We start from the raw sequence: 22871 nt of genomic DNA, 5'->3' as shown, positions 1-22871 counted from the left end.
CTGCGGTTGGCGCTTGTCTGTGTTGTGTTGTTTGTTGGGTGCTTAGCCTGCCCCCCCCCCCCCCCCCCCCCCCCCCCCCCCCCCCCCCCCCCCCCACAGCGAATCAGGTCAGCTGCCGCCAGGGGCATCGGTGTCGTCGGGGGCGGCCCAGATCGACACCACCGGGATCTCCGCGTCCGACTTCGCACCGGGCCCCATCGGCCGTGCCAGTAACGAGGCGCTGTGGTCCACTCGAACCCGGTCAGGCCAAGCTCATGGCGAGGTGGGCGCCTCCAGCCGGCAGTGGACCTGTACGACGCCTTCCACGGAGTGGGTGAGGCGTTCGGCCATGCCAATCAGGTGGCTGTCCCTCACCTGGCCGGTCAGAGTGGCGATGCCTTCCGTGACGGTGACCTTGACCGCCTCGCGGGAGAGGGGGAAGAGGCGGTCGACGACGGTGCGGCGGATCTCGGTGGCGAGTTCCTCATCGGTGCGGAGGAAGACCTTGAGGAGGTCGGCGCGGCTGACGATGCCCTTGAGGGTGCCGTCGGCGTCGACGACAGGGAGGCGCTTGATGTGCCGGTCGGCCAGGAGGCGGGCGGCCTGAGGCAGGGTGGCATCGGGGCGGATCGTGACGGCAGGGGAGGTCATCAGGTTCTCGGCGCGGGTGGAACCCGCCTTGGCGGTGTCGCCGAGGCGGCGCATCTGCTCGATCAGGCCCGGGCGGCGCTCGTGGAACTCCTCCTTGGGCAGGAGATCGGCCTCGGAGACCACGCCGACGACATGGCCCTCACCCTCGATGACGGGCAGGGCGGTCACCTTCCACCGCTCCATCGCGGTGGCCATGTCCTTGAAGCCGGTCGAGGGGGTGACGGCGATGACCTTGGTGGTCATGACGTCGGCGACGGTGTACGGGGTGGAGGTCATGGCGGGGTCCTCAGCGTGCGTGGGCGAGCGGGGTGCCGCTGCCGTGAGGGGCGAACAGGTCGAGGAGCCGGGTGCGGGCGGAGTCGAGCCGGTCGGCGATGACCGCGCCCACGGCGACGGCGACGGAGCGACCGACGGCCGAGTCCTCGTCGGACAGTTCGCGTACGGCGGCTGCGTCGAATTCCAGGGCGCGCACCTCGCGGGTGGCGGTGGCGCCGAGGTGCCGGCTGTACGGAGGGAACACCCAGGACCAGCCGAGGAGCTCGCCGTGGCCGAGGGTGTCGACGACCACGTTCTTGCGGCCGGGGACGTGGGTGTCGAGGTCCACGGTGCCGCACTGGATGATCCAGAACTTCTCGGCCCGCCGGCGTTCGTTGAAGATGCGGGTGCCGGCCGGGAAGGTCACCTGGCGGGAGTGGGCGAGCAGGGCCTCGCGGGCTTCCGGTGCCATCGCTTCGAGGACGGTGTGCATGGTGCTCATGGAGCGCCTCCAACCCTTCGCATCCACCCTGCTCGGTGGGCCACCACGTCCGGGAGGGCCACGCGGTGCACACCGAGGGGACCGTCCGGCCCCGGTCAGCGGACCAGGACGGCCTCTCCGGACTTGGGTACGACGGCCGTCCATCCCAGCTCGTGGTCGATGCGGTCCCGCAGGGTTTCGGAGGCGGTCTCCTCGCCGTGGACGAGGTAGGTGGTGTGCGGGGCCGGGGCGGCGCGCAGCCAGTCGATGATCTGGCCTGCGTCGGCGTGCGCGGAGAAGTGCGGGACGTCGGCGACCTCGGCGCGTACGGGGACGTACTCGCCGAACATCTTGAGCGTGCGGGCGCCGTCGACGAGGTCACGGGAGCGGGTGCCGGCGGCGGCGAAGCCGACGATGACGACGGCGTTGCGGGGGTCGGGCAGGATGCGGTGGAGGTGGTGCAGGACGCGGCCGCCGGTGGCCATGCCGGCGGAGGAGACGATGATCGCCGGTCCGGTGGAGTTGTTGATGTCGATCGACTCCTGGACGGTCCGGGCAGCCAGGAAGGGCTCCGGGCTGATCGCCGCCTCGCCCCGCGCGAGGATCTCGGGGCGCAGCTCGGGCGCGTGGGCCCGTACGGCCTCGCGGTAGACGTCCAGTGCGGCCAGAGCCATGGGGCTGTCGACGTAGACGGGTACGTGGCGGGGCAGGGTCCCGTCGCTGCGCAGGGTGGCCAGCTCGTGCAGGACGACCTCGGTGCGGTCGATCGCGAAGGCGGGGATGACCACCGTCCCGCCACGGGACAGCGTCCGAGTGATCACCGAGGCGAATTCGCGCTGTGCGCTTTCGTGGTCGTGGCGGCGGTTGCCGTACGTCGACTCCATCAGGAGGACGTCGGCGCCGGAGAACGGCTCGGGCGGCAGGAGGAGCGGGTGGCCGGGGCGGCCGAGGTCGCCGCTGACGGCGAGGGTGTGGCCGTCTTCCAGGGTCAGGTGCGCCCAGGCGGAGCCGAGGATGTGCCCGCCGTGGTGCAGCATCAGCTTCGTTCCGGCCATGATCTCGATCTCGCTGCCCACCGGTACCGGGTCGAAGTACTTGATCGTGTGGTCGACGTCGTCATCGTCGTAGAGCGGCTTGGCGGGGCGGTGCTTGGACCAGCCGTGCTGGTTGGCGTGCTCGGCGGCCTCCATCTGGAGGCGGGCGCTGTCCCGGAGCACGATCTCGGCGAGCCGGGCGGTGCGGGCGCTGGTCAGGATCGGGCCGCGGAAGCCGTGCCGGACCAGTCGCGGCAGGTAGCCGCAGTGGTCCAGGTGGGCGTGGGTGACGACGACGGCGTGGATGTCCGAGGCATCGCAGGGCAGCTTGTCCCAGTTGCGACGGCGCAGGTCCGCGACACCCTGGAAGAGTCCGCAGTCGACGAGGATCCGGGCGTGGTCGCTCTCGACGAGGAACTTGCTGCCGGTGACCGTCCGCACTCCGCCGAGGAACCTCAGCAGGGCCGGGCGGGCGGAAGCAGGAGACGGGGCTGACTGGGACATGGCAGCAGCCCTCCTTTCGGAACGGACACCGGTCTTCACCGTCGCACCGGAACGCGCTGTCCGCTGGGGACCTACCGGTCCCTGGTAGGGGCCGACCGGCCCAAGCGGGACGGAGGGACACAGGCACAGCCTGACGGTGAACCCTCCCGCACAGCACACAGAGAGAAGGCCGCGCCATGAAGGCACTCGTCTTCCACGGCCCCGGGCAGACCTCCTGGCAGGACGTCCCGGACCCCTCCGTCAAGGACGCCGCCGACGCGATCGTCCGGGTCGACGCCGTCACCATCTGCGGCACCGATCTGCACATCGTCAAGGGCGACGTCCCCGAAGTGACACCCGGCCGCATCCTGGGCCACGAGGCAGTCGGCACCGTGGTCGAGACCGGCGGAGACGTCCGCACGGTCCGCCCCGGCGACCGCGTCCTGATCTCCTGCATCTCCGCCTGCGGCCGCTGCCGCTTCTGCCGCGAAGGACACTACGGACAGTGCCGCGGAGGCGGCGGCTGGGTCCTGGGCCACACCATCGACGGCACCCAGGCCGAATACGTGCGCGTCCCCTTCGCCGACCTTTCCGTCCACCCGCTGCCCAGCGCCCTGGCCAGCCGCGACGCGGTCCTGCTCGCCGACATCTTCCCGACGTCCTACGAAGTCGGCGTGCTCAACGGCAACGTGCGCCCGGGCGACACCGTCGTCGTGGTCGGCGCCGGCCCCGTCGGCCTGGCCGCCATCGCCACGGCACAGCTCTACAGCCCCGGACGGATCATCGCCGTCGACCTCGCCGCGCCCCGGCTCGCTGCCGCACGCGACCTCGGCGCCGATGCCACCGTGAGCGCGGACGAAGAACCCGAGCGCCTGGTGGAGGACCTCACGGACGGGCTCGGCGCGGACGTGGTCATCGAGGCCGTCGGCGTGCCCGAGGCGTTCGAGATGTGCACCCGCATGGTCCGCCCCGGCGGACGGGTCGCCAACATCGGCGTCCACGGCAAGCCCGCCGTCCTCCACCTCGAAGACCTGTGGATCAAGGACGTCACCATCACCACCGGCCTCGTCGACACCCACTCCACCCCCATGCTGCTGCGCATGATGGCCGCCGGGCGCCTCCCCGGCACAGCGATGGTCACCCACCGTTTCGAGCTGGACCAGATGGAAGAGGCGTACGACGTCTTCTCGCGCGCCGGTGAAACCGGCGCCCTCAAGGTCGTGCTCGGCGGACCGCAGCACGACACCGTCGCCGTACCGCCCCAGGAGCAGTGAGTGCCGTGAAGAGCACACCGAGCACCCACCCGCAGCAGTCCGGCGAGATGGCCGGACACACCGACCTGGGCCGCCGTCTGGCGGCCCGCCGCGAAGCCCTCGGTCTGAGCCGCGACGAACTGGGCCGGCGGTGCGGCGCCGACGGGACGTACATCGCCTACCTGGAGGAGTACGCCGCCAGTCCCGCCATCGGCACCCTGGTCCGGGTGGCAGATGCCCTCGGCCTCACCGTCGACGACCTGACCGGTGCCAGTGCCCATCGCGTCGCGGGCCGAGCCCCCGCCCGGCGCGACAGTACGCTCGTACCGCTGGACGAGACCGAATGCCGGCGGCTGCTGAACACGCACGGCGTGGGCCGCATCGCCGTCTTCACCCCCGAAGGCCCGGCCGTCCTGCCTGTCAACTACCTGATCGCAGGACCCGACATCGCCTTCCGCACCTCTGTGGAAGCCGTCACGGCCAGAGCGGCGGGTACCGAGGTCGCCTTCGAGATCGACAACATCGACGACGTGACCGCCACTGGCTGGAGCGTGCTGGCCGTGGGCGAACTCGCAGCCGTTACCGACCAGTACGAGATCCGCCACCTCAACACCACGGCCCGCTCCCAACCTTGGGCCGGTGGTCCGCGCAGCCACTGGATGAAGCTCACCCCCGCCCGGATCACCGGCCGCCGCGTGGTGCACGACTCATGAGCGATCTGCACGCGGTCGTCTTCGACACCGACGGAGTGCTCCTCGCCACGGCGGACCGCCACGCGGCCGCCTGGAAGGAGACCTTCGACGGCTGCCTCCCTGAATGGCAGCCGTCGCACGCCGGGGCACGACCACGCCCGTTCGACGCCGTCCGCGAATACCGGGACCTGGTCGACGGCAGGTCCCGCCTCGACGGCGTACGCGCCTTCCTCGGCGCCCGTCACATCGGCCTCCCGCCCGGAACGCCCGAGGATCCGCCCGGGTGCGCCACCGTTCGCGCGGTCGCCGCCCGCAAGGAGGCGGTCTTCTCCGCGATGCTGCGGACGGACGGCGTCCGCACCTTCGACGACGTACGGCCCGCGCTCAAGCGACTGCGGGAGATGGAGGTGCGATGCGCAGCAGTCTCGGCTTCGCGGCACGCCCGCTCCCTCCTGGAGTCCGCAGAGCTCATCGGCTACTTCGACACCCTGGTGGACGGCCAGGACGCGGCCGCACTTGATCTTCCGGGTAAGCCTGACCCGGCCCTCTTCCTCGAAGCCGCCGGCCGTCTCGGCGCGACCCCCGCTCACACGGCCGTGGTGGAGGACGCACTCGCCGGCGTCGAAGCGGGACACCGAGGCTGTTTCCGCCTGGTGGTGGGACTCAACCGCGAAGACGACCCGCACATGAGGGACGCCCTGCGCGCGCACGGCGCCCAGCTCGTCCTCCCCGACCTCGACGGGCTGCCCGCCGCACTCGAAGGCGACCGCCCGTGACCACGGCCTGGCGCTGGGAGTACCACCGCTACGACCCCAAGTCCGAGCGGCTGGTCGAGTCCCTGTGCACCCTGGGCAACGGCCGTTTCGCCACGCGTGGTTCGGCCTCCGAAAGCGTCGCCGACGACGTCCACTACCCCGGCACCTACCTCGCGGGATGCTACGACCAGCTCGACTCCGCCGTCGGAGGACGCACGGTCTCCAACGAGGACATGGTCCGGCTGCCGGACTGGACCGCGCTGCGGTACCGCTGCCTGCCCGAGGGCGCACCGCCCGGCGACTGGCTCACGCCCGACCACCCGACCCTGCGCCACAGCCACGTGTCGCTGGACCTGCGTGCCGGGACGCTCACCCGCCGCATGCTCTTCCACGACGCCGACGGCTGCCGCCTGGGCGTCGCCCACACCCGCCTCGTCCACATGGGAGATCCGAACCTGGCAGCTCAGAACACGGTGTTCAGAGCGTACGGCTGGAGCGGCCGGATCGAGATCGAGTCCGTACTCGACGGCGACGTCACCAACGCGGGAGTCGACCGCTACCGCGCCCTGGCCGGGCGGCACCTCGTCGAGCACCGGGCCGGAGTCGAGGCGGAGGGCACCGCCTGGGTCGCCTGCACCACGGCCACCTCCCGGATACGGATGGGGCTCGCGGTCCGGACAACGGCACGTCCACTGGCGCCGGTGGGCCGGGCGTGCACAGCCACCGCCGCCACGCAGACGTTCGTCCTGCCGATCAAGCGGACGGCCCTGGTCGTCGTTGTGAAGACGGCCGCCCTGTGTACCTCGCTCGACCGTCCCCCGGGCGACCCCCTGCGGCGGAGCATCGACTGCGCCACACACGCCCCGGACTTCCCTTCCTTGCTGGCCTCCCACCGGGCGTCCTGGCAGCGTCTCTGGAGCGAAGGAGAGCTGAAAGTACCGGGAGAGACGGGCAAGGTCCTGCGGCTGCACGCCTTCCACGTCCTGCAGACCCTCTCGCCGCACACCGCCGAGCTCGATGCCGGCGTCCCCGCCCGCGGCCTGCACGGCGAGGCGTACCGGGGCCACGTCTTCTGGGACGAGCTGTTCGTCCTGCCCTTCCTGGACCTCCACCTCCCCGAGACCGCCCGCGCCCTGCTGATGTACCGGCACCGACGGCTCCCCGCGGCCCGGGAGGCCGCTCGCCGGGCCGGGGCGAAGGGAGCCATGTTCCCCTGGCAGAGCGGCAGTTCCGGCACCGAGGAGACCCAGCGCCTGCACCTCAATCCACGCTCCGGCCGCTGGCTGCCGGACCACTCCCACCTCCAGCACCACGTGGGGTCGGCCATCGCCTGGAACGTGTGGCAGTACGGGTTGGCCACCGGCGACGCCGGATTCATGCACGGCCCGGGCGCCGAACTCCTGCTGCACACGGCCCACTTCTGGGCGGACACGGCGACGTGGGACACCAACCTCGGCCGCTACCGGATCCGCGGCGTCGTCGGACCGGACGAGTACCACGACGCCTACCCGGACGCCGCCGATCCCGGCATCGACGACAACGCCTACACCAACGTCACCGCCGCCTGGGTGCTGGCCCGCGCCCTCGACCTGTACGGGGAGCTCCCTACCGCCCGACGCGCCGAGCTCCTCACGCAACTGGGCATCGGCCCCGACGACCTCACCGTCTGGGAGGACGTCTCCCACCGCCTGTACGTGCCGTTCCACCGCGACGTGATCAGCCAGTTCCACGGCTACGGCGACCTTGACGAGCTCGACTGGGACGGCTACCGCGCCCGCTACCACGACATCCGCCGCCTGGATCGCATCCTGGAAGCCGAAGGCGACACGCCCAACCGCTACCAGGCGTCCAAGCAGGCCGACACCCTCATGCTCGGGTACCTCTTCCGCCCCGCAGAGCTGGAGCAACTCTTCCTTCGGCTCGGACACCGCCTTGACGACGGCCTCTGGCGCCGGACGGTGGACCACTACCTGCGGCGCACCTGCCACGGCTCCACGCTGAGCAGCCTCGTCCACGGCTGGGTCCTGGCCCGGGAGCAGGGCCCGGACGCCTGGCGCTACTGCCAGGAAGCCCTGCTCGGTGACATCACGGACGTCCAGGGCGGCACCACGGGCGAGGGGATCCACCTCGGTGCCATGGGCGGCACCCTGGACCTCGTCGAGCGCGGCATCGTCGGACTCGAGCCCCACGACGACGGCCTGCACATCGACCCGGTGCCCCTCTCCGAAGTGCCCGGTTCCTCGTTCTCGATCTCCTACCTGGGGCACCGGGACATCCGCATCCGGTTCCGGCCCGGACGGCTCGGCATCAGCGTTCCTCCGTCACTTCTGGGCCCGGTGCCCCTGGTCCTGCCCGGAGACCGGCACGAACGCATTTCCGCAGGCCAGGAGCGGTGGTTCCGGCTACCCAAGGGTTGATCGGCAGTCGCCGCATGCTCGCGTGGCGCTGCGTGCGCAATGCGCACACTGTGGATGTATCAGCCGTCGGAAGGATGAGCGGAATGGACAGGCAGCAAGAGGCTCCGCGGATCGTGGTGGGCGTCGACGGATCGCCCTCGTCCCAGGCCGCGCTGCGCTGGGCGGTCCGGTACGCAGGGCTGGTGAGCGGGCGAGTGGAGGCGGTCGCGGCATGGGACCTCCCCGGTGCCGCATCATGGTCGGCCCCAGCGGTGGACACCACGTTCGACGAGGAGGAGGCCGAGCGACGTCTGGTCGAGGAGGTCCGCTCGGTCCTCGGTGAGGACGGCGCCTCCTCCGTGCACCAGCGCCTGGTACGCGGCAATCCAGTAGACGTCCTGGTGGATGCGGCAGACGGCGCGGACATGCTGGTCGTGGGCAGCCGTGGTCGCGGCGGCTTCAGCCGAGCCCTGCTCGGTTCGGTGAGCCACCAGACGGCGCTCCACGCACCGTGCCCGATCACCATCGTCCGGGCGGACATCCCCGTCGAATAGCTCCACCTCGGGCTGGCGCATAACCTCACGGAATGGTGCAGAGCGAGGCAGGCGACGTCGACGGCTACCTGACCGAGGTTCCCGAGGAGCGCAGGGGCGCATTGGCCAAGGTGCGGCAGCTGTGCCGTGAAGAGTTGGTCGGCTTCGACGAAGTCATGGCTTACGGGATGCCCGCGTACGAGCGCGACGGCGCCTGCGAGATCGCGTTTGCCAGCCAGAAGCAGTACATCTCCTTCTATCTCATGCGCAGTGACGTTCGCGAAGCGTTCGAGGAACGGCTGGCCGAGCAGGACATGGGCAAGGGGTGCCTGCGGTTCCGCAGGCCGGCGAGCATCGACTTCGACCTGCTGCGGGACCTCCTCAAAGCGACGGCTGCCCGGCCCGGGAAGGTCTGCTGAGGCTCCCGTCCCCCCTCGCCGTGGTCATCGGCGGCCCGGCGCGTGGTGAACGGTGTTTCCGGCATGGTCCTGAGCAGGACGGACACAGTCCTGCCGCAGGCCAGGCAGCCACTCAGTACCGGGACCTGGGCCGATCGGCCCCGCGTGAATGGCCCCCTCGGCACTGCGGTCTTCCTGGCCTACTGCGTGATCGTGGAACCCAGACGCCAATCCGGCGCCGCCTTCCGAAGAGGGTGACCACGATGCAGCGCATTCGGATCCAGACCCGGCCCAAGCAGCCCCACAGGCCCGCGCCGCTGGATCTGCGCACGCCGTCCGGCCGCCCCCTGCCGTACTGATCCCTGCTGATACGCAGCCCCGGAGGACGTCATGGGACACACGCGACGCGTCGTACCGTTCACCGAGCTCAGCCGAGGCGACATCGGCAGGGTCGGCGGCAAGAACGCCTCCCTCGGAGAGCTGACCAGACGGCTGACCGATGCCGGCCTGCGTGTGCCGCCCGGTTTCGCCACGACCGCCGACGCCTACGAGGAACTGCTCGACGGACACGGTCTGCGTACCCGCATCCAGGAGCAGCTCGACCGGCTCCACGACGGTGTCGCGCTCGAAGACGTCGGAGCGGGCATCCGCTCAATGATCATGGGCGAGACCCTGCCCGAAGCCCTGACGGCCGAGATCATCACGGCGTACGAGGAGCTCGGCCGGGAGCTGGGCCGCTCCGACCCGGAGGTCGCCGTACGCAGCAGCGCCACCGCCGAAGACCTGCCGGAGGCCAGCTTCGCCGGCCAGCAGGAGACCTACCTGAACGTGAGCGGCACCGTGCGGCTGCTGGACGCTGTGCACCGCTGCTTCGCCTCTCTCTACACCGACCGCGCGATCGACTACCGGGAGCGGATGGGCTTCGACCACCTCCAGGTCGCCCTGTCCGTCGGCGTCCAGGTAATGGTCCGCTCCGACCTCGCCGGGGCAGGGGTGATCTTCACCCTCGACCCGGAGAGCGGCTTCCCGAACGTCGTCGTGGTGAGCGCGGCGTGGGGGCTGGGCGAGACAGTGGTCAGCGGGCAGACCGATCCCGACGAGTACACCGTTTTCAAGCCCGGCCTCAAGGACCCGGCCCTGAACCCCGTCATCGACGTGCGGATCGGCGCCAAGCGTCGCAAGGCCGTCTACGCGGAGCTCGGGCTGACCGACACCGTCGACTCCACCCCCGAGGAACAGGCCCGGCGGGTCCTGACCGACGCCGAGGTGCGGCAGCTCGCCGAATGGGCCCTCGCCGTCGAGGAGCATTACGGCTGTCCGATGGACCTGGAGTGGGCGAAGGACGGCATCACCGGCGATCTGGCGATCGTGCAGGCGCGACCCGAGACCGTGCAGTCCCGCCGCCGCACCGCGACCCTGCGCCGCTGCCGTCTGACCGCCGTTCCGGGCGATGCCCTGGTCGAAGGAATCGCGGTGGGCGAAGCCATCGGAGCGGGTGCGGTATGCCGCATGGACACGCCGGTGGACCTGGAACGCTTCCCGGCCGGAGCAGTGCTCGTCACCGCGATCACCGACCCGGACTGGGAACCGGTCATGAAGCGTGCCGCGGCCATCGTCACCGACCACGGCGGCCGCACCTCACACGCCGCGATCGTGAGCCGGGAACTCGGCGTACCGGCGGTCGTCGGCACCGGGAACGCCACCGAGGTGCTGCGAGACGGGGCCGACGTCACCGTCTCGTGCACCGAGGGCAGCCGGGGCAAGGTCTACGAGGGCCGCCTCCCCTACGAGGAGACCCAGATGGACCTCGCCGTTCTCCCCGCCACCCGAACCCGCGTGATGCTCAACCTCGCCGACCCGTCCGCTGCCTTCCGCTGGTGGCGGCTGCCTGCGGACGGGGTGGGCCTGGCCCGTCTGGAATTCATCGTCGCGCACCAGGTCAAGGTCCACCCCATGGCCCTCCTGCACCCGGAGCGTCTGGATCCCGCCGACCGCTGCGCCATCGACCAACTCACCGAGGGCTACCTCGACCGCGGCCGGTACTTCACCGACCGCCTCGCGTATGGCATCGCCCGGATCGCCGCCTCCCGCTGGCCCGACCCCGTCGTCGTCCGCACCAGCGACTTCAAGACCAACGAGTACGCCAAGCTCCTCGGCGGCCGTTCCTTCGAACCGGTGGAGGCCAACCCGATGATCGGTTGGCGTGGCGCGAGCCGCTACTACAGCGACGGCTACCGGGAGGGCTTCGCCCTCGAATGCCAGGCCCTGCGCCGGGTGCGCGAGGAGATGGGCCTGACCAACGTCATCGTGATGATCCCGTTCTGCCGCACGTTGGAAGAGGCCGACAAGGTCCTGGAGGTAATGGCGGCTGAAGGCCTCCGGCGAGGCGAGAACGGCCTCAAGGTCTACGTGATGGCCGAGATCCCGGCCAACATCCTCCTCGCCCAGGACTTCGCCGAGCGCTTCGACGGTTTCTCCATCGGCAGCAACGACCTCACCCAGCTCACCCTCGGTGTCGACCGCGACTCCGAAGCCCTCGCCCACGTCTTCGACGAGAACGACCCGGCCGTCACCGACCTCATCCGGATCCTCCTCCCACGGGTCCAGACCCTGGGACGCCCGGTGGGCCTGTGCGGTCAGCGTCCCAGCGACGACCCCGCCTACGCCGCCTTCCTCGTCCGCGTTGGAATCGACTCGATCTCCGTCGCCCCTGACAGCTTCGCAGCCGTCAAGCAGCACGTCGTCGCCGCCGAGGAGAGCCGCTACGGAGAGGACCGGATGGTCCCCACAGGGATCCGTCCGGCCCAAGCGGACCAGCCATCGGCCGCGTGACAGTGGCATCAGCAACGCACCATGGAACCAAGGAGCACCCGCCATGAGCACCAAGCGAGTTCTGGTCGCCTACGGGACCAAGCACGGAGCCACCGCAGGGATCGCCGAACAGATCGCGGTGACCCTCCGAGAGGACGGTCTCGACGCCGTCGTCCTGCCCGCCGACGACGTCCACGACGTCCGCGCCTACGACGCCGTCGTCCTCGGGGGCTCCCTCTACGCCGGCCACTGGAGCACCAAGGCCAAGCACTGCGCCGAACGCAACGCCGACTCCCTGCGGCACCGCCCCGTGTGGATGTTCAGCAGCGGCCCACTCGACCGCTCCGCCGAGGAACACGACATCCCTCCGGTCTCCGCGGTCGCCCGGGAAATGCAGCTGGTCGGAGCACGCGAGCACATGACCTTCGGCGGCAGCATCACGGCCCACACTCCGGGCTTCCTCGCCAAGGCACTGACCCACCAGGGCAAAGGCGGAGACTTCCGCAACCCCGAGCGGATCCAGAACTGGGCCCACCACATCAGCGCCGAGCTCGCCGCCTGAAGGGACGGCCCGGCTCGGCACGCACCAGCACGGAGGCGTGCCATGCACCACCGGACGCAAGGGACGGGGGCCAACCCGCTCAGGCGTGATGCCGACCGCACCCGGACCCGTATGCATGCCGCCTTCGCGCTGACCTGCTTGCTGGCAATCGTCGTCGGCTTCGCCCTCGGGCGGGCCGCCTGGACCGACGGCAACCACACCGCCGAAGACGTAGCGCGCCACCGGCACAACGTGACGGCCACCACGGTCAGCGAGACCACCTACCGAGCCGGAGACGAGCCGAGCAGCCGGCCGATATCCATCGCGACCGCCACATGGCACTACCCCACGCAGCGCCGGCACACGGAAACCATCCCTGTTCCAGGAGGAACCCGGAACGGCGACACGGTCCCCGTGTGGGTCGACGACAACGGCAAGGAGACAACCGCGCCGCCCGGCCAAGCCGACGTCGCTCTGAACGCAGTGGGCATCGGCACCGGAGCTCTGGCCGGGATCGTGCTCGTCGGCGGCGCCCTCGTCGCCGTGCGCCTGCGTATCGTGGACGCGCGCAGTGCAAGGGCCTGGGAATCCGAGTGGTCAGGCATTGAGCCCCTCTGGTCCGGACGCCTGCGCCCCGGACAGGGAGCCGGCGATGACTGAGACCGCCGCCGGCCGGGACCTCACGCCGGACACCGCGCCGGATCCCCTGGAACCGCTTCCCCTGCTCCGTCGCGAGCTCCACACCGGCCCTCTGGGCCTGTCGAGCCGGGAAGCGGCACGCCGACTGGCCGTCTACGGCCCGAACGAGGTCCGCCGCACCGCCCGGACGAGCGTCCTGAGGGAACTGCTGCGGCAGCTGGTCCACCCGCTGGCCCTCCTGCTGTGGGCGGCGGCGGCCCTCGCCTTCATCGCCGCCATCGAGGTGCTCGGCTGGGCGATCGTCGCGGTCATCCTCGTCAACGCCGGATTCGCCCTCGTCCAGGAACGCCAGGCTGAGAAGGCCGTCGAAACCCTGGCCCAATACCTCCCCGCGCAGGCCCAGGTGATCCGCGACGGGCAGCCACAGCACGTCCCCGCTCGGGACCTGGTCCCCGGGGATCTCATCGCCCTTGACGAGGGCGCTCGGGTACCCGCCGACGCGCGCCTGACCGAGGGGGGAATCGAGGCCGATCTCTCGATGCTGACGGGCGAATCCACGCCCGTCGAGCGTGTGGCCGGCCCGGGTCTGGAAGGTCTTTCGCTGCTGCAGGAGCCCAACCTCGTCTTCAGCGGTACCACCGCCACCGAGGGGCAGGCGCGGGCGATCGTCTTCGCCACCGGAGACCACACCGAGCTCGGCCGGATCGCCGCCCTCAGCCAGCGCACCCGCCGCGAACCCAGCCCGCTGGAAACGCAGGTCAAGAAGGTCGCCTGGCTGATCGCCGCCGTCGCGGTCGCCATGGGAGCCGTCTTCCTGGTGCTGGGCGTCGCGGTCGGGCTGCCGCTCACCGATTCGCTGATGTTCGCGATCGGCTTGCTCGTTGCCAACGTACCGGAAGGGCTGCTGCCCACCATCACCTTGGCGCTCGCCGTCGGCGTACGGGTCCTCGCCCGTCAAGGCGCCGTGATCAAGCGGCTGAGCGCCGTGGAGACCCTCGGATCCACCAACGTCATCTGCACGGACAAGACCGGCACCCTCACCCGCAACCAGATGCGCCTCCATTCCACATGGACCCCGCCGCATGAGTCTGCAAGCGGTTCGGAGACCGCCGAACTGGTCCGTGCGGCGGCCCAGTGCACCACCGTCACCCGCGAAAGCGATGGCCGGCTGCACGGTGACCCGACCGAGATCGCGCTGGTCGAGGGAGCCGCGCAACACGCCGCGCCGGTCGACCCGGCCGACCGCGATGCCCACCGACGATCCTGCTTCCGCTTCGACCCGCGGATGCGCCGCATGTCGGTGATCCAGGCCGGGGACAACGGCAGCCACCACGTGATCGTCAAGGGGGCACCGGAAGCCGTCCTGGCGCTCTTGGCCGAAGGAGAGCCGACCGGCGGGGCCCAGGATGCCGCCGACACCCTGGCCGCGGACGGTATGCGCGTGCTGGCCGTCGCGGTACGCGAACTGCCGCCCGGCACAGCAGCACCGCCGCAGCGGCAGGACGCCGAGAGGGACCTGCACCTGCTCGGACTGGTCGGCCTGTACGACCCGCCGCGCCCCGAGGTCGCCGCCGCAGTCCAGCGTTGCCACGATGCGGGCCTCACCGTCCACATCGTCACCGGCGACAACGGAGCCACCGCCGCCGCCGTGGCCCGCGCCGTCGGCATCGGTACACCGAACCTCCAGGTGGTCGCTCAGTCCGAGGCGATCGATGACCACGAGCTCGACCGCCTCCTCCGCCAGGACGGCACGGAGATCGTCTTCGCCCGCTCCTCGCCCGAGACCAAGCTGAAAGTGGCCGATGCCCTGCGTGCGCACGGGCAGATCGTGGCCATGACAGGCGACGGCGTGAACGACGCTCCGGCCCTGCACCGTGCCCACATCGGCGTGGCCATGGGGCTCTCGGGCACCGATGTCGCCCGCGAGGCGTCGACCATGGTCCTCACCGACGACAACTTCGCCACCATCGTCACGGCCATCGAGTCCGGCCGCCGCGTTTACGACAACGTCCGCAAGTTCATCGTCTACATCTTCGCCCACCTCACCCCCGAGGTCGTGCCCTTCCTCGTGTTCGCCCTCTCCGCCGGGGCCGTACCGCTGCCGCTGACCGTCCTGCAGATCCTCGCCATCGACCTGGGGACTGAGACCCTTCCCGCCCTCGCCCTCGGCCGCGAGCCCGCCGAGCCGGGGATCATGTCCCGGCCGCCCCGACCCAGTTCCCAAAGCGTCATCAACAAGGACATGCTCATTCGCAGCTGGGGCTGGCTCGGCACCGTCTCAGCCGCCCTCGTCATGACCGCCTTCTTCTACGTCCTGTGGCGCGCCGGCTGGCACCCCGGCGACCCCACCGGACCCGGGACCCCGCTCCACCACGCCTATCTCACCGCGACCACCGCCACCTTCGCGGGCATCGTCACCTGCCAGGTCGGCACGGCCATCGCCGCCCGAACCGACCACGCCGCGCTGCGCGACATCGGCTTCTTCACCAACCCGCTGCTCCTGGCCGGCATCGCCTTCGAACTCGTCTTCACCGCGGCGCTCGTGTACGCGCCGCCGCTCCAAAACCTCTTCGGTACCGCCGCCCTCCCGCTGGACGTGGTCCTCCTCCTCGCCGCCTTCCCGCCGATGGTCTGGGGAACCGACGAGGTCCGGCGCTGGGCCCGACGCCGACACCACCGCTACTCCTGATCCGACCGGAGGCACACCATGTCGCACACGAGCGAATGGAAGACCCACCTCTACCTCTTCGAGGAAGAGCACACGACCAAGGTCCGCGTCGAACTCGACACCGGAACCACCCGCCTCACGGGCCACGGCACGGCGCGCTGCAACCCGACGGACAAGGACGTGCCCGAGATCGGTGGCGAACTCGCGGCCGCCCGGGCACTGGAGAACCTGGCGGAACAGCTCAAGCGCACCGCCTACGGAGACATGGCAGCGGCGGGGGCCGCACCGCAGAGCGCTCCCCTCACGGCCTACGACCTTGGGTGAGCGGGCGGCTGTGCGGCAGCGGGCTCAGACTGGACCCATGGGTGACGGGCCGGCGATCGAGCTGACCGGGCTGACCAAGCGGTACGGGCCGGTGGTGGGCGTCGACCGGCTGAGCCTCATGGTGAGATCGGGTGAGGTGTTCGGCTTCCTCGGGCCGAACGGCGCGGGCAAGACGACCACGCTGCGGTGCCTCACCGGATTGCTCCGGCCGAGTGAGGGACGTGTTCGGGTGCTCGGGCTGGACCCGATCGCTGATCACCGCCGGGTGGCCCCGCAGCTGGGGTACCTGCCGGGTGAATTGCGCCTGTACCCGGAACTCTCCGGAGCGGAGACGCTCGATCTGCTGTCCTCGCTCCAGGGAGCACCTGTGCCTCGCCGCGGCGAGCTGTGCGATCGGCTGGGGCTGACGTCCGCGGTCCTCGCCCGTCCCGTCGGGGGTTACTCGCGGGGCATGAAGCAGAAGCTCGGGCTGGTGCAGGCGATGCAGCATGATCCGCATCTGGTGGTGCTGGACGAACCGACCGAGGGGCTGGACCCGTTGGTCCAGGAGACGTTCTTCGCGTTGCTGGGCGAGGTGGCCGCCGCCGGACGTACCGTCCTGCTTTCCAGCCACATCCTGCCGGAGGTGCAGCGCACGTGCGGGCGGGTGGCGATCATCCGGGACGGACGACTGGTCACGGTCCAGAGCGTGGCCGGCCTTCGCGAGGCCCGTGCCCGACGCATCAGGCTGTCCTTCGCGGACGGGCAGGGAGCACGGCCACTGGGCGAGGCAGAGCGTTGGGCCCCGCGCTGGCAAGGGGACCGAGTGGAGATGCTCGTACCGCCGAGCGAGGTAGTGGGCGCGCTGCGCACACTGCTCGGACTGGCGGTGGCCGACGTCACGGTGGAGGAAGCCGGGCTGGACGAGGCATTCATGGACCTGTATCGCAATGGCGCTGTGCGGGAGGAGCCGTGAGACGGCAGTGGCCGCTGCTGTGGCTCGCCCTGTACCGGCGGCGCCGGATGCTGGGCGCCCTGCTCGTCGGGATGGTCGTCTTCGAGGCGCTCATCGTCGTGGTCGCCAACGCGGTCCCGCCCGGTCAGCTTTTCTCGGCGGGCGGGAAGGGACCGCCCTCGGCCTACCGGGCCTTCAGCGGGTCCAGCGGCGACGTGTCGATCGCCAGCTACCCCGGGCTGCTGGGTGCCGGGCTCACCCACCCGTTCTGGATCGCCATGCAGCTCACCGCGATCGGTTCGCTTGCCGCGGCCGCGGTGGCCGCGGACGTGGAATCCGGGACCGTGGAACTCGTCATGGTGCGTCCCGTCAGCCGGACCCGGCTGCTGGCCGAGCGAACGGCCGCACTCGTACTCGCGGCCGTGGCCCTGAACCTGGCAGCGACCCTCACGGTCGCGGTGGGGGTGGCTCTGTCGCCGGACATCCACCGGGCGGTGCCGATCGGCGGAGTGTTCGCCGCCGGGGTCATGGGCCTCGGCTTCGCCCTGTGCCTGATCGGGCCGGCGATGGCCGTATCGGCGGCGGGACGACGGCGGGCCCAGGTGGTCGGCGCGACCATCGCGATCGGAGCCGTGGGATTCGCCGTCAACTTCATCGCTCTGGCATGGGCCCCGGCAGCCCCGCTGAGGTTCCTGAGCCCGTTCCACTACTACGCCCCGGGCGACGCCTTGGCCAAAGGCGGCGTGCTCTGGCCCCAGCTCGGGATCCTTGTCGGAGCGGGAGTGGTGGGCATCCTGCTGGCGCATCTACTGCTCCAACGCCGAGACCTCGCGCCGTGAGCGGAGTAGCCATTGAGCGGCTACACGTCTCTCAACAACGGTTTCTACTCTCGGATTTCCAGGACCTCGGTCAACGGGCGGCGGGGTGTGTCGGGGCCAGCGGGGCCGTAGCCGAGGCGGAAGACCATCTGCACGTGTCCCATGGCCGCGACCGGGTCGCGGACCGTCCAGCGCAACTCCGGCCATTCCAGGGGATGGGACGTCATCGACGTGGCGAGGCCGTCGGCGGTGGCCTGCAGGAGGACCCGCTCCATTGCCTGGCCGGCGCGCAGCCAGTCGGCTCTCGTGTCCTCTGAGGTGCTCAGCAGAGCCAGCTGCGGTCTCTTCTCGAACACGGCCCAGCCGCGATCCGGTATGGGGTTGGCCCAACCGAAGTCGCGTACGGGGGTGCGGCCGCCGGAACCCTTCGGCCCGAATGCGGCGGCGGGAATGCCGTCACTACGCGTGCCCGAAGCGTCCTGCGTGTGGGAGGTCCAGGCCGTGGTTTCCGCCCGGGCGAGCGGATCGATCTCCTCGCGGTGTTCAGCGTCCCGTACCAGCCCGAGCACGGTGTCGATGTGCCAGGTGTCCGGGACGGTGAGGCGGCAGCCTTCCAGGTGGGCCGCGGCCCACAGACCGTCCAGGAGCGCGGTCGGCACCGGCTCCTCGCTGAAGGGGTACCGGCTGGTGTGCCGGCGCCGGACGGCGTCGTGCAGGGAGGCCAGCTCGCGGTCCGCCCCTGCGGTTTCGTCGATGGTCACCGTGGCGAGCAGCCACAGTTCAGCGTCGTCGGGCAAGAGCTGCACGCGGACGGGGAGACCGATCCAGGCTGCGGACACGCGCAGGTTGAACAGGGCCGCAGCGCAACCGAGGTGGAGGCTGCGGTGAACCGGGTCGGTTCGGGTCATGGCGCGTTCCGGATCGCCGTACAGGGAAAGTGCACCCGTGCCGACATGGAATACGAACTTCCACGGCTGGGCGTTGTGCATGGACGGGGCGGTGACGGCGTCGCCGACGAGCTGGATGACGGTGTCGGGGTCGAGGTGTGTTGCGGTCACGGGACTGGTCCTGTCTGTGCGGCCTCAGTCGTGCGCCACGACGGCGACCGGTGAGGTGGCGTGGTGCATCACCGCGTGGGTGATGGGACCGATGCGGGCACCGAGTGCCGGACGGCGGATGCGCCGGCCGACCACGACGAGTGCCGCGCCGGATGCGGCGTCCAGGATCTGGATGGCGGGCTGGCCGATGACGATGCGTGCGTCGACGGCGAGTTGCGGGTACTTCTGCTCCCAGGGGCTCAGGAGCCCGCGGAGCGTGGCCTTGAGTCCGTCGGCCATCTCCTTCTCGACACCGGGATCGAGGGCGGGAGCGTAGGAGAAGACCGGTGGGAGCGACCAGCCGTGTACGACGACGAGTGGGCAGGACCGCCGGTCCGCTTCCTCGCAGGCGAAGGCGAGGAGCCGGTCGCAGTTGCTGCGCAGGTCCACACCGAGCACCACCGGTCCGGCATCGTCCGCGTGGCGGGGCGGATGCTCTTCGCCGTCGATCGAGCGCACGAGGACGACGGGTGTCTCGGTCTCGGGGATCGTCGCCGAGCCGGTCGAGCCCACGATGAACCCGGCGACGGTGCCGAGCCCTCGTGAGCCGAGGACGAGCAGGTCCGCCTCGGCTGCGGCGGAGGCGAGGACCTTGGAGGCCGCGAGCCCTTTCGTGCCGCGGGTGCTGATGCCGAGCGTGGGGTGTTCGCGCAGCAGCCGGTCCCGCGTGAGCGAAAGGAGGTCCTCGGCCCACTGCGGACGCGGTTCGGGGGGCGGCGCGGCGAAGGGCCCGTACTGTGCCCAGTCCTCCGCGTGGACGAGTTCCAAAGCCGCGCCCCGCAGTTCGGCCTCGTTGGCGGCCCAGTCGGCTGCGGCGCTGCCGGCGCTCGATCCGTCCAGACCTACCGTGATCAGGTTCGACATGATGTTCCTCCAAGGGGCGAATGGTCGGCTTCTTTCAGGCTCTTCCGCTTGCCGTGCCCCTGGGAAGGTCCGAGCGGTCCAACCGGGGGCCGTTCGGCCCTCCTCGCCCGCTCAGCTCTGTTCGGCCTCAGCGCAGGCGAGTCTGTTGTCGACGTCGACGACCCCGTCGACGCTCTGGCAGAGGCGGACCACCACGGGCAACAGTCCCGGCTGCGGCACGGTGCCACTGAGCGTCACCAAGCCGTCGTCGACTTCGACGGTGATGGCCGAAGGAGCGAGGTGGAGTGTCCGGGTGAGAACGTCCTCGAGGATCTCTTCCTGTATCGCGTGATCGCGGCGGAGGAAGAGCTGGATCAGATCGCTGCGACTGAGGATGCCGACCAGGCGGCCTTCTGCATCGACCACCGGCAGCCGCTTGACCCGGTGCCGCTGCATGACGTGGGCCGCGCGCACCACGCTCCACTCGGGCCGTGCCGTGACGGCCGGGCTCGTCATCAGCTCCTCGGCTGTTGCCGCACCACCGGCGGGCCGCCGCCGGAGAAGGTCGGCTTCGGAGACGACACCGACTGGGTGCCCGGATTCGTCGATCACCGGCATGGCGGTGATGTCGAACTCCTTCAGGAGCCGGGCGATCTCTTTGAACGCGGTCGCGCGCCGGACAGTGACGACGCTGGGCGTCATCAGGTCAACGACACTGCGATGCCTCATGGCGGTCGTGCCCTCATGCGGAGACGGTGGCGGTGAAATCCGACTTGACGTCGACGACCCCCGGTACGGTGCCGGCGGCGCGTACGACGATGTCTTCCATCGCGGGGTCCGGCAGCGAACCGGTGAGGTAGGCGATGCCGTTGGCGACGTGGACGTGCACCTCGGCGGGGCCGTGCGCGTGGACGTGTGCTTCGGAGGGAATCTGCGGGAGCAGCTGGTACATGATCAGTTCGCGGATCTCGGCGCCGATGTCCTCGTCCGGGCGCAGGAAGACCTTGAGCAGGTCGCCGCGGCTGACGACGCCGACGAGGCGCCCGTCGCCGTCGACCACGGGAAGGCGCTTGAGGTGTCGGCGGGCCATCAGACGCGCCGCGGTGGGGATGGTGGCGTCCTTCGTGACGGTCACGGCCGGGCGGGTCATCAGCTGCTCGGCCGTGGTGTCGTGAGCCGTTTCGGTGCCCTGGGGCTTGAGCAGCAGGTCGGCTTCGGAGACGACGCCTACCACCTGTCCGTGGTGGTCCAGGACCGGGAGGGCGCTGACGTTCCACATCCGCAGCTCTTCCACGATGTCCTTGAACGCGGTTCCCCGGTCGACGGAGATCACGGCGTGCGTCATGACGTCCTCGACGTTGCGCAGGTGCTTCATGGTCTTCCTCCTCGATGGGACTGCCGGTACTCGCGATGGTGTGCAGGGCGGCCTTCCTGTGGGTAGGGCCGTCCGGGGCCCGAGGCGGTCCGGCCGGCCCTGGTGGGCCCCGCCCAGGGGTGGTTCCATGGAAGTGCGGAAAGGGTCCTTGCGAGGATGCGGAGAAGCGGCCGAGCGCCGTGCACCGCACAATCGGGATCCGCGAGAAGCGGGCGGACTCTTTCCGCCCTTGCTGTCTGCCTCGCACCGCCGTTCACCGGTTCCCGGTCCTTCACTCGTGGGCGATGACGGCCACGGGGGCTGCTGCGTGGTGCAGGACGGCGTGGGCGGCCGAGCCCAGGTGGGGGCCGAGGGGAGAGCGGCGCACATGGCGTCCCACGACGACGAGTCCCGCGCCCTGCGAGGCCCGGACGAGATGCTCGCCCGCCGATCCCATGAAGACGTCGTGGCTGACGTTCACGCTGGGGAACTTGTGCTGCCAGGGCAACAGCGTGTCCTCCACCATGTGTGTGACGCTCCTGCCGATGTCCCGTTCGTTGTCCGGGTCGAAGAACGGGACGTAGCTGTAGGCGGCCGGCATCTTCCAGCTGTGGACGGCCCGCAACGGGGCAGTCGCGCCGGGCCGCCTCTTCGAAGGCGAAGGCGAGTACCCGGTCGCACGCTTCGTGGATGTCGACGCCCACGACGACCTCGGCTGCGAATCCGGTGCCCGGGCCGTCCGGGTCGTCGGCGACGCGGACGAGGACGATCGGGGTGTCGGTCGCGGCCACGGTGGACATCGCCACCGAGCCGACGATGAATCCGACCAGGCCGCCCAGGCCGCGCGATCCCAGAACCAGCAGCCCGGCGTCGGCGGCCTCGGCCGCGAGGGCGGCGGCCGGCCGTGCTGTCAGGCAGCGTGTCGTGATCTCCAGCTGCGGGTGGCGCCCGTGCAGTTCCTGAGCGGCTTCGGTCAGGGCCTGATCCGCCCAGCGATCTACGTCCTGGCGGCCCACACCGGGGAACACCGGGTCCAGGGGCCAGTCGACGGCGTGCACGAGACGTAGCGGCACCTGCCTCAGGGCGGCTTCCTGCGCGGCCCAGCGTGCTGCTGCCCGGCTCTCGCCGGAGCCGTCGACTCCGACGCTCACGTGGTTCTTCATTGCTCCCGTTCCCTTCGTGCGGTCCGGCGCTCATCACCAGGGCATTGCGTGCCTGGCATGGTCCGCGGGGGTTGCCGTGTCGTCGGTGCGGGCGGTGACACGAGATGCCACCGCGACGACCCCGTCGAGCCGTTCGACGAGGCTGAGAAGTGCGGGGAGCTGACTGCGGCGCTCGACCTGGCCGTCCAGGGTGACGATGCCGTCCACCACGTGGACGTCGACGTCACCGGCGGGCACACCGAGCACGTCCGTGAGGACGTCGTCGGTGACACGTCGGCGTATCTCGGAGTCCGGCCGCAGGAACATGCGCAGCAGGTCCCGGCGGGTGACGATGCCGACGAGCCGGTCCTCCACGTCCACGACGGGGAGGCGTTCGATACTCCGGCGGGTCATCAGCCGCGCGGCGTCAGCCGCTGTCTCTTCGGCATGGACGGTGATCGCGGGCGCGGACATGACCTCCCCCGCGGACGGCGGCCCAGCTGCCGTGCTCTTCTGCTCGGCGGGATGGGAGCCAGACACCGTGTGTGCCAGCAGGTCCGTCTGCGAGACGACGCCCACCACGCGGTCCTCGTCGTCCAGGACGGGGACTCCGGAGACGTCGTACTGGGCGAGGAGCTTCGCGACGTCCTTGAAGGCCGTACCCGGGGCCACGGAGACGACCTCGTCGGTCATCAGGTCCGCCACCTTGAGATGCTTCATGAGGGCCTCCTGCTCTGCCGTGTCACGCGAGGCTGGTGTCCGGTGTGGGTGTGCCCCCACCATCCGTCGC

Annotated in this window: 22 protein-coding genes and 1 pseudogene; 13 read left to right on the top strand and 10 right to left on the bottom strand. The window is 70.5% G+C overall.

Annotation, left to right across the window (positions count from 1 at the left end):
• Positions 1 to 252 precede the first annotated feature (252 nt).
• From ACZ7IF_RS03270 to ACZ7IF_RS03260, 3 genes are all read right to left on the bottom strand, one after another.
• The gene (locus ACZ7IF_RS03270) at positions 253 to 906 is read right to left on the bottom strand and encodes a CBS domain-containing protein (RefSeq protein ID WP_470962145.1); all 654 of its coding nucleotides are present in this window, start codon (positions 904 to 906) and stop codon (positions 253 to 255) included.
• Between the two features lie 10 nt (positions 907 to 916).
• Positions 917 to 1387 carry a cyclic nucleotide-binding domain-containing protein gene (locus ACZ7IF_RS03265; RefSeq protein ID WP_470962142.1) on the bottom strand — a complete coding sequence of 157 codons (471 nt, stop codon included), beginning with the start codon at positions 1385 to 1387 and terminating at the stop codon, positions 917 to 919.
• A 95-nt stretch (positions 1388 to 1482) separates the two neighbouring features.
• Complete coding sequence (locus tag ACZ7IF_RS03260; RefSeq protein WP_470962139.1) at positions 1483 to 2904, bottom strand: MBL fold metallo-hydrolase RNA specificity domain-containing protein; 1422 nt, start codon at positions 2902 to 2904, stop codon at positions 1483 to 1485.
• Positions 2905 to 3080: 176 nt separating this feature from the next.
• Between ACZ7IF_RS03260 and ACZ7IF_RS03255 the strand changes: the two genes are divergently transcribed.
• The 13 genes from ACZ7IF_RS03255 to ACZ7IF_RS03195 all read left to right on the top strand — a co-directional run bounded on the left by ACZ7IF_RS03255 (position 3081) and on the right by ACZ7IF_RS03195 (position 17666).
• A complete protein-coding gene (locus tag ACZ7IF_RS03255) occupies positions 3081 to 4157 on the top strand; it encodes an alcohol dehydrogenase catalytic domain-containing protein (protein ID WP_470962136.1) in 1077 nt (358 codons plus the stop codon).
• 5 nt (positions 4158 to 4162) lie between these two features.
• Positions 4163 to 4849 (top strand): helix-turn-helix domain-containing protein, encoded by a 687-nt coding sequence (locus ACZ7IF_RS03250; protein ID WP_470962134.1) that lies wholly within the window; start codon positions 4163 to 4165, stop codon positions 4847 to 4849.
• A complete protein-coding gene (locus ACZ7IF_RS03245; RefSeq protein ID WP_470962131.1) occupies positions 4846 to 5604 on the top strand; it encodes an HAD family hydrolase in 759 nt (252 codons plus the stop codon). Before ACZ7IF_RS03250 ends, ACZ7IF_RS03245 begins: the two co-directional genes overlap by 4 nt.
• Entirely contained in the window at positions 5601 to 8000 is a 2400-nt protein-coding gene (locus tag ACZ7IF_RS03240) for a glycoside hydrolase family 65 protein (RefSeq protein ID WP_470962128.1), read from the top strand. Before ACZ7IF_RS03245 ends, ACZ7IF_RS03240 begins: the two co-directional genes overlap by 4 nt.
• 83 nt (positions 8001 to 8083) lie before the next feature.
• Positions 8084 to 8533, top strand: a complete 450-nt coding sequence (locus ACZ7IF_RS03235) for a universal stress protein (RefSeq protein WP_443297128.1) — start codon at positions 8084 to 8086, stop codon at positions 8531 to 8533.
• Between the two features lie 32 nt (positions 8534 to 8565).
• Positions 8566 to 8931 carry an iron chaperone gene (locus tag ACZ7IF_RS03230; RefSeq protein ID WP_470962124.1) on the top strand — a complete coding sequence of 122 codons (366 nt, stop codon included), beginning with the start codon at positions 8566 to 8568 and terminating at the stop codon, positions 8929 to 8931.
• 369 nt (positions 8932 to 9300) lie between these two features.
• Entirely contained in the window at positions 9301 to 11742 is a 2442-nt protein-coding gene (gene ppsA / locus ACZ7IF_RS03225) for a phosphoenolpyruvate synthase (RefSeq protein ID WP_470962121.1), read from the top strand.
• A gap of 43 nt (positions 11743 to 11785) precedes the next feature.
• Positions 11786 to 12283, top strand: a complete 498-nt coding sequence (locus ACZ7IF_RS03220; protein WP_470962119.1) for a flavodoxin domain-containing protein — start codon at positions 11786 to 11788, stop codon at positions 12281 to 12283.
• A gap of 42 nt (positions 12284 to 12325) precedes the next feature.
• The gene (locus tag ACZ7IF_RS03215) at positions 12326 to 12922 is read left to right on the top strand and encodes an Rv1733c family protein (RefSeq protein WP_470962116.1); all 597 of its coding nucleotides are present in this window, start codon (positions 12326 to 12328) and stop codon (positions 12920 to 12922) included.
• A complete protein-coding gene (locus ACZ7IF_RS03210; RefSeq protein ID WP_470962113.1) occupies positions 12915 to 15590 on the top strand; it encodes a cation-translocating P-type ATPase in 2676 nt (891 codons plus the stop codon). The genes ACZ7IF_RS03215 and ACZ7IF_RS03210 overlap by 8 nt, the downstream gene beginning before the upstream one ends.
• An 18-nt stretch (positions 15591 to 15608) precedes the next feature.
• Positions 15609 to 15893 (top strand): dsRBD fold-containing protein, encoded by a 285-nt coding sequence (locus ACZ7IF_RS03205; RefSeq protein ID WP_470962110.1) that lies wholly within the window; start codon positions 15609 to 15611, stop codon positions 15891 to 15893.
• A gap of 37 nt (positions 15894 to 15930) precedes the next feature.
• Positions 15931 to 16848 (top strand): ABC transporter ATP-binding protein, encoded by a 918-nt coding sequence (locus tag ACZ7IF_RS03200; protein WP_470962106.1) that lies wholly within the window; start codon positions 15931 to 15933, stop codon positions 16846 to 16848.
• The gene (locus tag ACZ7IF_RS03195) at positions 16845 to 17666 is read left to right on the top strand and encodes an ABC transporter permease subunit (protein WP_470962103.1); all 822 of its coding nucleotides are present in this window, start codon (positions 16845 to 16847) and stop codon (positions 17664 to 17666) included. The genes ACZ7IF_RS03200 and ACZ7IF_RS03195 overlap by 4 nt, the downstream gene beginning before the upstream one ends.
• A gap of 44 nt (positions 17667 to 17710) precedes the next feature.
• Here ACZ7IF_RS03195 and ACZ7IF_RS03190 read toward each other — a convergent pair whose 3' ends face one another.
• The 7 genes and pseudogenes from ACZ7IF_RS03190 to ACZ7IF_RS03160 form a co-directional block, all read right to left on the bottom strand.
• Positions 17711 to 18703: an Acg family FMN-binding oxidoreductase gene (locus ACZ7IF_RS03190; protein WP_470962100.1), complete on the bottom strand. Its 993-nt coding sequence runs from the start codon at positions 18701 to 18703 to the stop codon at positions 17711 to 17713.
• Between the two features lie 24 nt (positions 18704 to 18727).
• On the bottom strand, positions 18728 to 19606 hold the full coding sequence (locus ACZ7IF_RS03185; RefSeq protein WP_470962097.1) for a universal stress protein: 879 nt from the start codon (positions 19604 to 19606) through the stop codon (positions 18728 to 18730).
• Between the two features lie 111 nt (positions 19607 to 19717).
• Complete coding sequence (locus tag ACZ7IF_RS03180) at positions 19718 to 20314, bottom strand: CBS domain-containing protein (protein WP_470962094.1); 597 nt, start codon at positions 20312 to 20314, stop codon at positions 19718 to 19720.
• A gap of 13 nt (positions 20315 to 20327) precedes the next feature.
• Entirely contained in the window at positions 20328 to 20960 is a 633-nt protein-coding gene (locus ACZ7IF_RS03175; protein ID WP_470962091.1) for a CBS domain-containing protein, read from the bottom strand.
• 271 nt (positions 20961 to 21231) lie between these two features.
• On the bottom strand, positions 21232 to 21540 hold the full coding sequence (locus ACZ7IF_RS03170) for a universal stress protein (RefSeq protein ID WP_470962089.1): 309 nt from the start codon (positions 21538 to 21540) through the stop codon (positions 21232 to 21234).
• Between the two features lie 214 nt (positions 21541 to 21754).
• Positions 21755 to 22102, bottom strand: a pseudogene (locus ACZ7IF_RS03165) (universal stress protein); the annotation flags it as partial.
• 33 nt (positions 22103 to 22135) lie between these two features.
• Positions 22136 to 22801: a CBS domain-containing protein gene (locus ACZ7IF_RS03160; protein ID WP_470962085.1), complete on the bottom strand. Its 666-nt coding sequence runs from the start codon at positions 22799 to 22801 to the stop codon at positions 22136 to 22138.
• Positions 22802 to 22871 lie beyond the last annotated feature (70 nt).

This window comes from Streptomyces sp. NPDC037421 (genome assembly GCF_055602105.1).
This window is presented reverse-complemented; position numbering and strand designations above follow the sequence as displayed.

Bases quoted from the DNA above. Each gene is read 5' to 3' on its own strand.
- ACZ7IF_RS03270 (WP_470962145.1), bottom strand. From the start codon at position 906: ATGACCTCCACCCCGTACACCGTCGCCGACGTCATGACCACCAAGGTC.
- ACZ7IF_RS03265 (WP_470962142.1), bottom strand. From the start codon at position 1,387: ATGAGCACCATGCACACCGTCCTCGAAGCGATGGCACCGGAAGCCCGC.
- ACZ7IF_RS03260 (WP_470962139.1), bottom strand. From the start codon at position 2,904: ATGTCCCAGTCAGCCCCGTCTCCTGCTTCCGCCCGCCCGGCCCTGCTG.
- ACZ7IF_RS03255 (WP_470962136.1), top strand. From the start codon at position 3,081: ATGAAGGCACTCGTCTTCCACGGCCCCGGGCAGACCTCCTGGCAGGAC.
- ACZ7IF_RS03245 (WP_470962131.1), top strand. From the start codon at position 4,846: ATGAGCGATCTGCACGCGGTCGTCTTCGACACCGACGGAGTGCTCCTC.
- ACZ7IF_RS03235 (WP_443297128.1), top strand. From the start codon at position 8,084: ATGGACAGGCAGCAAGAGGCTCCGCGGATCGTGGTGGGCGTCGACGGA.
- ACZ7IF_RS03230 (WP_470962124.1), top strand. From the start codon at position 8,566: ATGGTGCAGAGCGAGGCAGGCGACGTCGACGGCTACCTGACCGAGGTT.
- ppsA (WP_470962121.1), top strand. From the start codon at position 9,301: ATGGGACACACGCGACGCGTCGTACCGTTCACCGAGCTCAGCCGAGGC.
- ACZ7IF_RS03220 (WP_470962119.1), top strand. From the start codon at position 11,786: ATGAGCACCAAGCGAGTTCTGGTCGCCTACGGGACCAAGCACGGAGCC.
- ACZ7IF_RS03215 (WP_470962116.1), top strand. From the start codon at position 12,326: ATGCACCACCGGACGCAAGGGACGGGGGCCAACCCGCTCAGGCGTGAT.
- ACZ7IF_RS03210 (WP_470962113.1), top strand. From the start codon at position 12,915: ATGACTGAGACCGCCGCCGGCCGGGACCTCACGCCGGACACCGCGCCG.
- ACZ7IF_RS03205 (WP_470962110.1), top strand. From the start codon at position 15,609: ATGTCGCACACGAGCGAATGGAAGACCCACCTCTACCTCTTCGAGGAA.
- ACZ7IF_RS03200 (WP_470962106.1), top strand. From the start codon at position 15,931: ATGGGTGACGGGCCGGCGATCGAGCTGACCGGGCTGACCAAGCGGTAC.
- ACZ7IF_RS03185 (WP_470962097.1), bottom strand. From the start codon at position 19,606: ATGTCGAACCTGATCACGGTAGGTCTGGACGGATCGAGCGCCGGCAGC.
- ACZ7IF_RS03180 (WP_470962094.1), bottom strand. From the start codon at position 20,314: ATGAGGCATCGCAGTGTCGTTGACCTGATGACGCCCAGCGTCGTCACT.
- ACZ7IF_RS03175 (WP_470962091.1), bottom strand. From the start codon at position 20,960: ATGAAGCACCTGCGCAACGTCGAGGACGTCATGACGCACGCCGTGATC.
- ACZ7IF_RS03170 (WP_470962089.1), bottom strand. From the start codon at position 21,540: ATGCCGGCCGCCTACAGCTACGTCCCGTTCTTCGACCCGGACAACGAA.
- ACZ7IF_RS03160 (WP_470962085.1), bottom strand. From the start codon at position 22,801: ATGAAGCATCTCAAGGTGGCGGACCTGATGACCGACGAGGTCGTCTCC.